We start from the raw sequence: 13,685 nt of genomic DNA on the forward strand, positions 1-13,685 counted from the left end.
AATAATGTAAATTTACCTGAACTAACTATTTAAATACAAAACTAGTTCAAAATATTTTTTGCCTTCTAAACGGCTAAAAAAAGCTTTTGAACGGGATAAATAAACCTAAAAAAAGGTCAACCTATATCAGTATAATACAAACATCAGATAAATGAAGACAAGGAAATAGAACAAAAATATTGTCTTAAATAGAGTGTTAACAATTGGTAACTATTAAATAGTTATCAATATAAAATCAACAATATTTTTAATATAACTAAATTTTTAGTTTAAACTAAAAATTTAGTTATATTTGTTATTCACTTAATATCCCATTCTATGAAGCATTTCCTTTTAACAATAGTTTTTTTATCGTGTAGTTTACTTACAGAAGCTCAAACAACAACATATTTTAAACATCTCGTTTTTCGTGAAACACCTTATTCTGAAACAAAAGGAAGAATACCATTAACAGAAAAGGAAGCTCAAAATGGAAATTATTTTAAGTTAGACTATGATTCACTAAATAGGTTAATATTAGTTGAATATAAATACAATCAAAGCCTTATTGAATTAAATAGAAGTGGTATTCTTGATGGTAAAAGAGCATTGGCATCAAAAACTCAAATAATATATACCGAAAATACAGAAACACGACAGTTTTTTGACGTTAATAATAAACCAACAAAAAATGGAATGGGAGTATTTAAGGAAGTGTATTACTATAATAAAAAAGGAAAAAGAGTTGGTTTAAAGTTTTATGACAAAAATGATGAGCCTATAAATAATAGCTGGAATGTTTTTGAATATACTTGGAAACACATTAATAATAATTCTGTATTGGAAACAAGAAAAGATAAAAATGGAGTAAATATAACTATGCGACCATATTATAAGTTTCGTAACGTGTTATACAAATTCAATGATAAAGGATTATTACTTTCAATGAATAATGTAGATAAAAAGTTGAAATTAATAAATGATGAAACAGGAATAGCTACAGATAAAGCCATGTATGATAAAAATGACAACCTCATTAGTTTTAAGTTTTTTAACGCAGAACACGAACCTACAGTTGGCTCTTTTCTTGGAACTGCTGGAGGTTTTGCAACATATGACAAAAATGGAAATTGTTTAAAATATGCAACAGTTGATTTAGATGGGAACTATCAAGTTGATAAAAGAAGTAATGATGCTTATTCAAAATATAAGTTTGATAGTTTTGGTAATTTGATTGAACGTGGTAGTTATGACACTCATAACAAAATATTAAAGAAGCGAGATGTTATAAGCGTAAAATATGTTTATGACACAAAAAATCCAATACAAATTTTAAAAACCGAATACCATCATACAATACCAAATAAAAAAGTTGAGGATTCAATTCTTAAAAACCTTAATAAACAGATTGAAAAAGATAAGTTAATTGAAGATTTTAATCAATTATTAGAAACACTAAAAGAACATCCATCACAGTTTGAATTTATTGACAAAAAATCTTATGAAAAGCTTGTGAATATGCAACGAGATAAATTAAAAGATTCTATGACTGTTAAGGAATTTTATCAATTAACCTCACCAATAGTTACAAGTTTAGGTTGTTTACATACACGCATAGTTGATACTCGCTTTTTTAGAACACCTCAAAAATATTGGTTACCATTAATTGTATGGTTTGAAAACGAAAAAATGTATGCAATAAACAATTGTGTAGAAAATATTGAAATGGATGCAGGTTCTGAAATATTAGAAATTAACGGAATCTCATCAAGTGAAATTTTACAAACTTTAAAATCAACAATTTCTGCTGATGCTTTTAATCAAAGTTTTTATAGAGGAGATTTGAATGTGAATTTTTTATATTACTACCACAGTTATTTTGGTTTTGATTCTGAATACAAAATAAAATTTAAACCTTACAATTCTAAAAAAATAATTTCAACATCTTTTATTATTGATGAACCAGCCCCTAATTACAAAGAAGAAATAAACAATAAGCCAAGGTTGGGCATAGAGTTTAATAAAGAAAAGAAAACTGCTATAATAAAGATTAAGAATTTTAGTTACTTCCCAAGAGGTCGAGAAAATATTGATTTTTTTAAAGAAAAGATAGATACTTATATGAAACAGATAAAAGATAAAAATATAAGTAAAGTGGCTTTTGACTTAAGAGGAAATAGAGGAGGAAACCCAGAATGCACTAATCAGATTCTATCTTATATTATTGATAAAGAAATTACCTTTTATAAAAACAATGATTTGAATATAAGAAGAAATAGAACAATATATGTAAAACCCGAAACAGTCAATAATATTAATAATCTCAAGGTATATATGTTAACAGATGGACGCTGTGCATCTGCTACAGCACAACTGTTAGCCGTTATAAAGCATAATAAATTAGCAACAATAATAGGTGAAGAAACAGGAGGCACTTACAGTACGCATCCAGGTAGAGGAACAGCATCGTTAAAAAACACAAAACTTGGTTTGCAAATAGGTACAGAAAGAGAATCTGTCAACGTACCTAAATTAGCATTAGATAAAGGGATAATTCCAGATAAGAAAATTAAATTAGAATTATTAGATATAATAAATAGAAATGACCCATTATTGAACTATATTTTGGAGGAATAAACAATCGGAAATAAAGCCAGTTGCCAACAATGTATATAAAACATAGCTATCATTGGCTTTACGCGAGTTTTTCGCTTCTTTATTCAGTCCGCCAAATTTTTATTTTTGTATATTTATAAATTAAAAGATAAATAGAAAAAATAAAAATTCGGCTTGGGTTTAATCTGAAACAACAGTGTCTATTTACACGCTACGTTTCATATACAGAGACGTTAGCCATCATCTACAAAAAATTGCGAATGAAAGAATATTTCCTACTTCAATTTAAAATGCTAAACAGAAAAATGATTGATTTTGGAATTCCTCTTTTGATTGGATATACACTTTTACCTTTTGTTTTTATTTTTCTATCTAATTACCTCTTTAAAAAAACAGATTTTGCTAATTATGCTTATGTATTATTTGCAATCAGTTTCATTTCAAAATTAAATGAACCTAAAAGAAATGATTTTTTAAAATCTATATTTAATAAATACAACTACAAAAAACTGAGAATATTAGAAAACATTATTTATTGTTTGCCTTTTACATTTTTTTTAATTTATAAAAAACAAATTATCTTTTCTGTAATATTAAATTTATCTGTAATTATTATAATGTTATTCAACTTCAGCGCAAATCTAAATGTAGCAATTCCAACACCATTCAGCAAAAAACCTTTTGAATTTACAGTTGGCTTTAGAAAGACATTTTATGTTTTCCCAATAGCTTATTTCTTAACTTATATTTCAGTTTCAGTTGGAAATTTTAATCTTGGTATTTTTTCTATGCTCTTAATTGGAATAACCTCTTTTTCTTATTATTCAAAAATTGAAAATAAATATTTTGTTTGGAATTACAATTTGTCATCTAAAGATTTTTTATTAGAAAAGACAAAAACTTGCTTAATTTATTTTTCACTTTTAAGCTTACCAATTATAATTACATTAGCTGTTTATTTTTTTAATGAAATAGATATTTTAATTGTATTTTTTCTTTTGTGCTATGCTTATCTCACTACAATAATTTTTGCTAAATATTCATCTTTTCCAAACGAAATGAATATGTCTCAAGGAATTTTAATTGCAATAAGTTTTGCCTTTCCGCCAATACTTTTAATATTTATTCCTCTTTTTTATTCACAATCTATTAAAAAACTAAATACCATTTTAAATGATTAAAATTGAAAAATTATCAAAGTTTTATGGTAAAAAACAAGTTCTAAATTCGATAGATTTAGAATTTAAGAAAGGAAAAATATATGGAATTGTTGGAGAAAATGGAGCAGGAAAAACAACTCTATTTAGGTGTGTTTCTGGACTTGAAAACTATAAAGGAAATATCACATCTGATTATACTAAATTAAAAGACCATTTAGGACTTTTATTAACAGAACCATTCTTTTTCTCTAAAATTACCGGAAAAGAATATATACAACTACTTGCTAACGCAAGACAAAAAGAACTAACCAATATTGAGGATAAAAACATATTTGATTTACCATTAAAACAATATGCTTCAACCTACTCTACTGGAATGAAAAAAAAACTGGCTCTAACTGCAATACTTTTACAGGAAAATAATGTGTTTATTCTTGACGAACCTTTTAATGGAGTTGATATTCAAAGTAATTTAATAATAACTGAAATAATAAAAAAATTTAAAAAATTAGAGAAAACAGTAATTATTTCATCTCATATATTTTCAACTTTAGCAGAAACTTGTGACGAAATCTATTTAATGAAAAACGGAGAAATTGTGAAGAAAGTAAAACAAGCAGATTTTAATAAACTTGAAAATGAAATGAAAGAATTTACAGTTGGAAATAGAATTGACAAACTTGAATTGAAATAAATAACGGTTGGCAACACCGTATATAATTTATTGCTAGCTTTTTGCTTACTTACGAAAGTCCTCGCGGACTTTCTTTGTTAGTAATTATTTACTAAATTAGTTCCTTAAAACACGCAACAAACAAAAAATCAAAATTAAAAATGATATTAAATAGAGGTGGAAGTAAATTTAAAATTCGTCTTTTAATAGGTATTGCCATAGTTGCTTTTGCTTATTTAAAAAAATGTAGTCAAAGTGAAGTTAATCCTTACACAGGTAAATCACAATCAATTAGTTTATCTCCACAACAAGAAATTGCCATTGGTTTACAGCAAGCACCTATAATGGCACAACAACATGGTGGTTTATATCCAAATCAACAATTACAAGACTTTGTTGATAAGGTAGGTAAAAAATTAGTTGATAATTCTATAGCAAAAAAATCTAATTATAAATACGAGTTTCATTTACTGAAAGACGAAAGAACAATTAATGCTTTTGCGCTTCCAGGAGGACAAATATTTATAACCTATGCTTTATTTTCTAAATTAAAAAATGAAGATCAATTAGCAGGAGTTTTAGGTCATGAAATTGGGCATGTTTTAGGAAAACATTCTAATGAAAGAATTACAGATGCCAATTTTTGGAAATTACTTACAATGGGAGCTTCTGTTGGAGCGGATTTAGGTGATTTAGCAAACGGAATTGGACAGAAAACACTGCTTAAAAATGGTAGAGGAGATGAATTAGAAAGCGATGAAATTGGGGTAAAACTAATGATTGATGCGAGTTATAACCCAGAACATTTAATTGGCGTTATGGAAATATTAAAAGCTGCTGCTGGCCCTAATAGAATACCAGAATTTCAAAGCTCGCATCCAGATCCAGAAAATAGAATTGAAAAAATTAAAGAAGCCATTAGAAGATATCAAAAATAATATTTTGTAACATTTTTTGGTTTTCAGCTACTTATAGTTAAAGAAAAATTATGGCTGGAGAAGGGTTTATTACACACATGATTACAAGTTTAAAAGCTAATAAAAGATCACGTGTTTCTACTTTTGATAAAATTAAAAACCATAAAAAAACCAAAAAAAGTAAACTTCATTTTGATAAAAAAGCTTCTCCTTTAGAGTTGACGAAAATTAGAGAGAAAATACAAAAAGAAAATGAAACTAATTTTAAAAGAAAAATAATTTTTCTAATTATTTTACTAATTATTTTACTTTTCTTAATATAAATAAAAAGAGACTGTATAAAACAGTCTCTCTTTTTTGTCTTTAGCTTAATTAATTCAAACAATTACCTAAAGTAAACCTTTAAAAACTAGGGATGCAAAGCTTTTAATAGATTGTATATTATATAGACTTTTTAAAAAAGAAAATGTTTCATTTTAGGTTTAAAAAACATCTTATTTAACAAAATGAATTATAAATGTTAAAAATTAAACCTATAATTTCATTAAATTAATTACGCTAACGGTTTCGTAAAAAAATTAAAGTCAAGCCAAAAATCTTTCTTATTTTTACTGTTCAATTTAAAACAATGAACAAGAAAGTTATACTTATGATTTTGGATGGTTGGGGAATTACGCAAGACCCTAAAGTATCCGCTATTTACAACGCAAAAACACCTTTTATTAACGGATTATACGATCAATATCCAAATGCTGAATTAAGAACAGATGGAGAACATGTGGGTTTACCAAAAGGACAAATGGGTAATTCTGAAGTTGGGCATATGAATTTAGGTGCTGGTAGAATTGTGTATCAAAATTTAGCAAGAATAAATAAAGCCGTTAAAGAAAAAACTTTAGGGCAAGAAAAAGTATTATTAGATACTTTTAAATACGCTAAAGAAAATAACAAAAAAGTACACTTATTAGGTTTAGTTTCTAATGGAGGTATTCATGCACATATAAATCATTTAAAAGGTATTTTAGATGTTGCCAAAGAAAATGAAGTAAACAATGTGTTTTTACACGCTTTTACAGATGGTAGAGATTGTGATCCAAAATCTGCTCCTTATTTCTTAAACGAAGTACAAGAACATATGGACAAAAGTACTGGTGAAATTGCAACTATAACAGGTCGTTATTACGCTATGGATAGAGATAATAGATGGGAACGTATAAAAGAAGCCTATGATGGTATTGTTAATGGCGTTGGAACCAAAACCACTAATGTTATTGAGGCTGTAAAAGCAAATTACGAAGCAGGTATAACAGATGAGTTTCATAAACCAATCATTGTAACCAATGAAGATGGTTCTCCAAAAGCTCAAATTAAAGAAGGTGATGTTGTTTTATTCTTTAATTATAGAACAGACAGAGGTAGAGAATTAACAAATGCATTGTCTCAAAATGATTTTCCAGAATTTGGAATGAAAAAATTAGATTTATATTACACAACAATTACACTTTATGATGCAAGTTTTAAAGGAATAAATGTAATTTATAATACTGATAATATTAAAAATACCCTAGGAGAAGTTTTATCAAAAGCTGGTAAAAAGCAAATAAGAATTGCAGAAACAGAAAAATATCCTCATGTTACTTTTTTCTTTTCAGGAGGGCAAGAAACTCCTTTTGAAGGCGAATCTCGTATTTTAAGAAACTCACCAAAAGTAGCTACTTACGATTTAAAACCAGAAATGTCTGCATACGAACTAAAAGATGCATTATGTAAAGATTTAGAAAAAGCAGAAGCAGATTTTGTATGCTTAAACTTTGCAAATGGGGATATGGTTGGTCATACAGGTATTATGGAAGCAGCAATAAAAGCTTGTGAAGCTGTAGATGAATGTGCTAAAGCCGTAATAGAAACTGGTTTAGAAAATGGTTATTCAACGTTATTAATTGCAGATCATGGTAACTGCGAAACAATGATGAATCCTGATGGATCACCTCATACAGCACATACTACCAATCCAGTACCTTTTATTTTAATTGACAAAGAAATAAAATCAATAAAAAATGGTATATTGGGTGATGTAGCACCAACAATTTTAGATCTATTAGGTATAGAACAACCTAAAGAAATGACACAACATTCTTTATTATAATATAAATTTAAAAAAATGAAAAAGATTCTTTTACTAGCATTCACAATTGTTTTAACCTCTTGTACTGCACAACAAAAAATTACTGCAGAAAAAAATAAAAGTGGCGATTTGGTTGGGTTTGCTAATAAAGAATCTTTTAATCAAACTCCATACAATACTTGGTTTTCTCAAAAATTTGAAACTTACAAACCAGATGAGGCAACAATTTCTTCTTTAAAAAAAGAATTAAAAGGAATTAAGATAAAAGGATTTATGGGAACCTGGTGTGGAGATAGTAAAAGAGAAACACCTCGCTTTTATAAAATATTAGAGCAAGCAGATTTTAATTTAAAAAACTTCGAATTAGTAACAGTAAATAGAAGTAAAAAAACACCAGATAATTTACAAGAAGGTTTAAACATAAAAAGAGTACCAACTTTTATCTTTTATAAAGATGGTAAAGAAATTGGTAGATATGTAGAATACGCTAGAAAAACACTAGAAAAAGATATACTAAAAATTGTATCTGAACAAGCTTATAAACATTCTTACGATAACTAATGCTGCCTAATAATCCACTTATTATTGCTGTAGACTTTGATGGCACTATCGTAGAAGATGCATATCCTAAAGTTGGTAAAGAAATAATTTTTGCTTTTGACACACTTAAAAGATTGCAAGGACAAGGTCATCGATTAATTCTTTGGACTTATAGAAGTGGTAAAAAGTTAGATGAAGCTGTGGCTTTTTGTAAAGAAAATGGTCTTGAGTTTTATGCTGTAAATAAAAACTTCCCAGAAGAAGTCTTTGATGAAAAATACAGTCGTAAAATTCATGCAGACTTATTTATAGATGACAGAAATGTTGGCGGTTTTCTAGGATGGACAGCTATACATAAAGCTATATTTAATTATGAACCACCAACAAAAAAGAAAAAAGGTTTTTTCTCTTTTTTCAAATAACCAAACTTTGTTTTTAATTATCTAAAATGTAGTAACTTTGCGGTTCAATTTTTTTACAATGATTAAAATAAAAACAAGAGAAGAAATAGAAATTATGCGTGAAAGTGCATTAATCGTTTCTAAAACTTTAGGTATGCTTGCTAAAGAAGTTAAACCTGGAGTATCTACTTTGTATTTAGATAAACTTGCAGAAGACTTTATTAGAGCAGAAGGAGCCATACCTGGTTTTTTAGGCTTATATGATTTTCCAAACTCATTATGCATGAGTCCTAATAATCAAGTTGTACACGGTATTCCTAATAAAAAACCTTTGGTAGAAGGAGATATTATTTCGATAGATTGTGGTGCCTTAAAAAATGGTTTTTATGGAGATCATGCGTATACTTTTGCAGTAGGAGAAATTACGCCAGAAACAAAAAAACTTTTAGATATAACAAGAGAAAGTTTATATGTTGGTATTCGTGAATTTAAAGCAGGAAATAGAGTTGGAGATGTAGGTTATGCAATCCAAAAATTTACTGAAAATAATGGATATGGAGTTGTAAGAGAATTGGTTGGTCATGGATTAGGAAGAGAAATGCATGAAGATCCAGAAATGCCAAATTATGGTAAAAGAGGTAGAGGTAAAAAGTTTATAGAAGGTATGGTTGTTGCCATAGAGCCAATGACAAACTTAGGCACTCATAAAATAAGACAACATGCTGATGGTTGGACAATTACAACATTAGACAACAAACCTTCTGCTCATTTTGAGCATGATGTTGCAATTGTAAATGGTAAACCAGAATTATTATCAACTTTTAAATATGTTCATGACGCATTAGGTATTGAAACAAATGAAGAAGATGAATTTAGAGCAGATTCTTAAAAAAGGTGTCGATATTTAAAACCATATTAAATACAATACCAAGACCTTGGTTAATAAAAGCAAGCTACTTGGTTAGACCTATTCTTGCATTTTCTTTAAAAGGCAACAAGTTTACTGATCCTATAGATGGTAAGAGTTTTCGTAAATTTTTACCTTATGGGTATCAAAAACAAAGAGATAATGCACTTTCTCCTTCTACGTTATCTTTAGAGAGACACAGATTAATGTGGTTGTTTTTAAAAGATGAAACTACTTTTTTTACATCAAAAAGAAAATTAAAAACATTACATATTGCCCCTGAGCAATGTTTTTTAGACATTTTTAGAAAACAAAAAAACCTAGATTATATTACTTCTGATTTAGAGTCTCCAATAGCAGATGTTAAAGCCGATATTTGTAATTTACCTTTTGAAGATAACATTTTTGATGTTGTTTTTTGCAACCATGTTTTAGAACACATAACAGATGACACAAAGGCAATGCAAGAGCTCTATCGTGTTTTAAAACCCAATGGTATGGGCATATTTCAAATTCCGCAAGATTTATCTAGAGATTTAACATTTGAAGATGATTCAATAACTGATCAAAAAGAACGAACAAAAATATTTGGACAATATGATCATGTAAGGGTATATGGAAGAGATTATTTTAATAAACTTAGATCTATAGGATTTAAGGTTGATGAAATTGATTACACTAAAAAAATCGCTCCAGAAAAACTAGAACGATTTTGTTTAATGAAGAACGAAATTCTTCCTGTATGTTATAAGAAATAAATTTTATTTATTGCTTCTTAAAAATTCTGCCATTTTCTCTAACTTCTCATTTCCTAAAATAATTACACCGTCTTTATTTAGCTGATAAGAACCGTTAGTTAACTTAACTACTTTTGTGTTTCCTGCATATACACCAGATTCATTATCTGGAGCACTTACTTTAGTTCCATTCTGATTAATCCAAACAAATTCATTGTCTTTTATAGCCTGAAACTTATTATTATAAAAAGCTCCAATAAATTGATATCTTGTAGTAGTTCGTAACATTTTTCCATCAACAGAACACAAAAAAGAGTGAACTTTATAGTTATTTTTTATGTATAAAGGATGAATTCCACCTCCTAAATGACCTCCAAAATTATACCATTCTTTATTAATTTTTAATTCATCATCTTTATTATATTTATCTATAATATCGTTCTTTTTTAAGCTTTTATACAAATCTTGTTTGTTGGCAACTTTAACGTTTTTCTTTACGTTTAAATCGTAAACCATTGGTGCATAAGAGTTATTTGGATAAGTAACTAGCCTACCATTTCCTCTAGGTAACATTACTTGCCCATAATGAGTAGAAAGCATATTAAAATCTGAAGGACTTGGTAATAAAAAACCAGATTTATCATTTGTATTATAACAATAAATTTTTGTAGCCTCTTGTTCTTTATTTTTAAAAACAAAATAACCATCAAAACTTAAAACATCTTTATAAAGATCTGCTTTTAAAATAATCTCTCCACTATCATTTATAATACCATAATAATTATTTGCTTTAAAAATAGCTAAGTTATTTTTATCAAACTTATAAATACTATCAACTTTAAGAGAAAGAGATTCAGATTTTGTTTTCCAGATAGTTTTTAGAGAGTCTATTCTTCTAAGTTCTTTTTCTTTTCTTAAACGCTCTTCTTCTACTTTCTTTTGCTCTGCAATTTGCGCTTCTAATTCTTCATTAATGTTTACATATAAATCTAAGAAATTTAAATATTCTTCTGTTTTTTTATTTTTTACTAACAAAAAATATTGTTTTGCGTAAGTTTGTGCTTCTGCAAAATTGGTTAATTCGTAATGAATAATAGTACCTAATCTTGCAACTTTAGATGATGTAATAGTATCCATGTATTTCATGGCTTTATTAAAATGCTCTAAAGAAAGGTCTACATCTAAGCTTTCAAGGCTTTCAAAAGATCTTTTAACATAAACATTAGCAATATCTTTATTAGATTGAGCATTAGATACTGCAAAAGTAAGTAAGCATAAAAATGCTAAAATTATTTTTTTCATAGTAGTTGTAGTTATCCCCGGTTATAAAAACGCAATATAACAAAAATACATTGTAAAACACTAACAAACATACCTACTTATAAGTATTTGTTCTATATTCTTTTAAGGTTCCCTTTTTATCAATAAATAATAAAATTGCATCTATATTTTTGTGTTTTTCTAAAAATGATTTAGCTTTTTCTAATCCCATAGCCATAAAAGAAGTTGCATAAGCATCTACATCTGCACAATCTAAACTAGCAATTACAGAGGCACTTAACAAATTACTTTCTATTGCATAACCAGTTATTGGATTTATTGTATGTACAAACTTTTGTCCTTTTTCTGTCAATCTATATTTTCTATAATTTCCTGAAGTTGCCATAGATTTATTCGACAAATTTAAGTTTACATACCCTTTATTTCCATCTTTATTTATTGGGTCTACTAGTTTAACAGACCAAGGTTTATTATTTTTTTTACTCCCTTTTGTTCTAATTTCTCCACCAATTTCTACTAAATAGTTTCCAATTTTTTTATTATTTAGAAAACGAGCTACAACATCAATTCCAAATCCTTTAGCTATAGAATTAAAATCTAAATACATTCCAGAAATTTGCATTTTAATTTTTTTATTTTCTATAGAAACTTTATCTAAGCCTACAAATTGCATTTGTTGCTTAACTTCTTCTTCCGTTAAATTATTCTTTACATTCTTTGGTCCAAAACCCCAAGCATTTACTAGATTACCAACTGTAGGATCAAAATAACCATTGGTTTCTTTATAAATTCTTTTTGACTTTTGAAACACTTCTGTAAACAAATCATCTACAACAATTGTAGAATCTCCTCTATTAATTTTAGAAATATCTGAAGTAGGTATATATGTAGATAGAGATTTATTCATTAAATAAAACAAACTATCTATCGATTTTTGATAGTTATTTGTCGCATTTAAATAAACTATTTTATAGGTTGTTCCAAAAACATGACCTCTTAAAGTGTAATCTTTGGTTACTTCTTCTTTAGAACAAGATAGCAATATTAAAATAATATTAATAAAAACAAGATTTTTTTTAAGTATCATTAGATTTATTTTATGTAAACAAAAATAGTACATAAAATTTTCATAAAATATCATTAATATTACTTTTTTGTAGATACATTTTGCTAAATTTGTTAACTGAATTTAATCTTTAAACGATGAAAAAAATATCATTACTGTTATTAACTATTATTTTAGTTAGCGCTTGTGTGACTAAAAAAGAATTTGCGGCTTTACAAGCAGAACATTCCAAAACTGAAAAAGAGTTAGTAAATGTAAAAGCCAACTTACAAAAGTGTTTAATAGAAAATGAAAAAGAATCTACGCAAGTTTTTGGTTTAACAGAGCAGGTAAAATCTTTAAAAGAAGATAAAAAAGTTGCTTTAAAACAAGTAGAAAACTTAACAGTTTTAACACAATCATCTTCAGATAATATTAAAAATGTAATTTCTCAATTAAGTGAAAAAGATAAATATATTAATGGTGTAAGAAAGGCAATGACTCAAAAAGACTCATTAAACCTTGCTATTAAATATCATTTAACTAAAAACTTAACAGATGGCATACAAGATAAAGATATTGAAGTAAATGTTGAAAAAACAGTTGTTTTCATTTCTATCTCTGACAAGTTATTATTTAAAAGTGGAAGTTACAACGTAACTGATAAAGCCTATACTGTTTTAGAAAAAATAGCAAAAGTTATTAAAGGGCAACCTAAAATGGAAGTTATGATTGAGGGGCATACAGATTCTAACCCAATTAAAACTGAATTTTTACAAGACAATTGGGATTTATCTGCTAAAAGAGCAACCTCAATTACAAGAATATTACAATATAAATATGGTGTAAAACCACAAAGATTAATTGCTGCTGGTAGAAGCCAATATGTTCCTTTAGTTGAAAACGATACTGACGCTAACAGAGCTATTAACAGAAGAACAAAAATTATTATTATGCCAAAATTAAATCAGTTTTTTGATTTATTAGAGCAAGATGCAACTAAATAATATTTAGTTTTAATAGTTAAAAAACCATCTCAAAGAGATGGTTTTTTTGTTATATATTTTTTATTGAAGTAATTGTAATGCATTAAAAAACTCTTTTTATCTTTATGTTGTAAACAATTATGAAAAAAAAAGTCCTAGTATATTTATTTTGTATCATTTCTTCAACTTTGTATTCACAAAGTATTGATAATTTGAAAAAAAACATTTAAGTCAGGATATGAAACTCATAATGGAAGAACAAACTATAATAGTGGAATTATTACAGAATATTACAAACGAATAAAATAACTATTTACA

The 13,685-nt window shown here is 27.2% G+C and carries 13 protein-coding genes; 11 read left to right on the top strand and 2 right to left on the bottom strand.

The genetic code is table 11. The features are described from left to right. Positions 1 to 318: 318 nt before the first annotated feature. The 10 genes from ABJG40_RS05355 (at position 319) to ABJG40_RS05400 (ending at position 10,076) form a co-directional block, all read left to right on the top strand. Positions 319 to 2,616: a S41 family peptidase gene (locus ABJG40_RS05355; protein WP_348023543.1), complete on the top strand. Its 2,298-nt coding sequence runs from the start codon at positions 319 to 321 to the stop codon at positions 2,614 to 2,616. 239 nt (positions 2,617 to 2,855) lie between these two features. Beyond that, a complete protein-coding gene (locus tag ABJG40_RS05360; RefSeq protein ID WP_348023544.1) occupies positions 2,856 to 3,776 on the top strand; it encodes an ABC transporter permease in 921 nt (306 codons plus the stop codon). Further along, on the top strand, positions 3,769 to 4,449 hold the full coding sequence (locus ABJG40_RS05365; protein WP_348023545.1) for an ATP-binding cassette domain-containing protein: 681 nt from the start codon (positions 3,769 to 3,771) through the stop codon (positions 4,447 to 4,449). Before ABJG40_RS05360 ends, ABJG40_RS05365 begins: the two co-directional genes overlap by 8 nt. Before the next feature lie 140 nt (positions 4,450 to 4,589). After that, a complete protein-coding gene (locus ABJG40_RS05370; RefSeq protein WP_348023546.1) occupies positions 4,590 to 5,366 on the top strand; it encodes a M48 family metalloprotease in 777 nt (258 codons plus the stop codon). Between the two features lie 50 nt (positions 5,367 to 5,416). Next, the gene (locus tag ABJG40_RS05375) at positions 5,417 to 5,668 is read left to right on the top strand and encodes a hypothetical protein (protein WP_348023547.1); all 252 of its coding nucleotides are present in this window, start codon (positions 5,417 to 5,419) and stop codon (positions 5,666 to 5,668) included. A gap of 305 nt (positions 5,669 to 5,973) precedes the next feature. Then, positions 5,974 to 7,491 carry a 2,3-bisphosphoglycerate-independent phosphoglycerate mutase gene (gene gpmI, locus ABJG40_RS05380; protein WP_348023548.1) on the top strand — a complete coding sequence of 506 codons (1,518 nt, stop codon included), beginning with the start codon at positions 5,974 to 5,976 and terminating at the stop codon, positions 7,489 to 7,491. 15 nt (positions 7,492 to 7,506) lie between these two features. Beyond that, complete coding sequence (locus ABJG40_RS05385; protein ID WP_348023549.1) at positions 7,507 to 8,031, top strand: thioredoxin family protein; 525 nt, start codon at positions 7,507 to 7,509, stop codon at positions 8,029 to 8,031. Beyond that, positions 8,031 to 8,432 (top strand): hydrolase, encoded by a 402-nt coding sequence (locus tag ABJG40_RS05390; RefSeq protein ID WP_348023550.1) that lies wholly within the window; start codon positions 8,031 to 8,033, stop codon positions 8,430 to 8,432. Before ABJG40_RS05385 ends, ABJG40_RS05390 begins: the two co-directional genes overlap by 1 nt. A 58-nt stretch (positions 8,433 to 8,490) precedes the next feature. Continuing rightward, on the top strand, positions 8,491 to 9,300 hold the full coding sequence (gene map / locus ABJG40_RS05395; protein WP_348023551.1) for a type I methionyl aminopeptidase: 810 nt from the start codon (positions 8,491 to 8,493) through the stop codon (positions 9,298 to 9,300). Between the two features lie 5 nt (positions 9,301 to 9,305). Continuing rightward, positions 9,306 to 10,076: a methyltransferase domain-containing protein gene (locus ABJG40_RS05400; protein ID WP_348023552.1), complete on the top strand. Its 771-nt coding sequence runs from the start codon at positions 9,306 to 9,308 to the stop codon at positions 10,074 to 10,076. A 3-nt stretch (positions 10,077 to 10,079) separates the two neighbouring features. Here the strand turns inward: ABJG40_RS05400 and ABJG40_RS05405 are convergent, their stop codons facing one another. Both ABJG40_RS05405 and ABJG40_RS05410 read right to left on the bottom strand, forming a co-directional pair. Further along, complete coding sequence (locus ABJG40_RS05405; RefSeq protein WP_348023553.1) at positions 10,080 to 11,357, bottom strand: hypothetical protein; 1,278 nt, start codon at positions 11,355 to 11,357, stop codon at positions 10,080 to 10,082. A gap of 73 nt (positions 11,358 to 11,430) precedes the next feature. Continuing rightward, positions 11,431 to 12,423, bottom strand: a complete 993-nt coding sequence (locus tag ABJG40_RS05410; protein ID WP_348023554.1) for an FAD:protein FMN transferase — start codon at positions 12,421 to 12,423, stop codon at positions 11,431 to 11,433. 116 nt (positions 12,424 to 12,539) lie between these two features. On the opposite strand from ABJG40_RS05410, the gene ABJG40_RS05415 reads away from it, so the two are divergent. Beyond that, positions 12,540 to 13,388, top strand: a complete 849-nt coding sequence (locus ABJG40_RS05415) for a flagellar motor protein MotB (protein WP_348023555.1) — start codon at positions 12,540 to 12,542, stop codon at positions 13,386 to 13,388. The last annotated feature ends 297 nt before the right edge of the window (positions 13,389 to 13,685 follow it).

This window comes from Polaribacter sp., assembly GCF_039939415.1.
Taxonomy (GTDB): Bacteria; Bacteroidota; Bacteroidia; order Flavobacteriales; family Flavobacteriaceae; genus Polaribacter.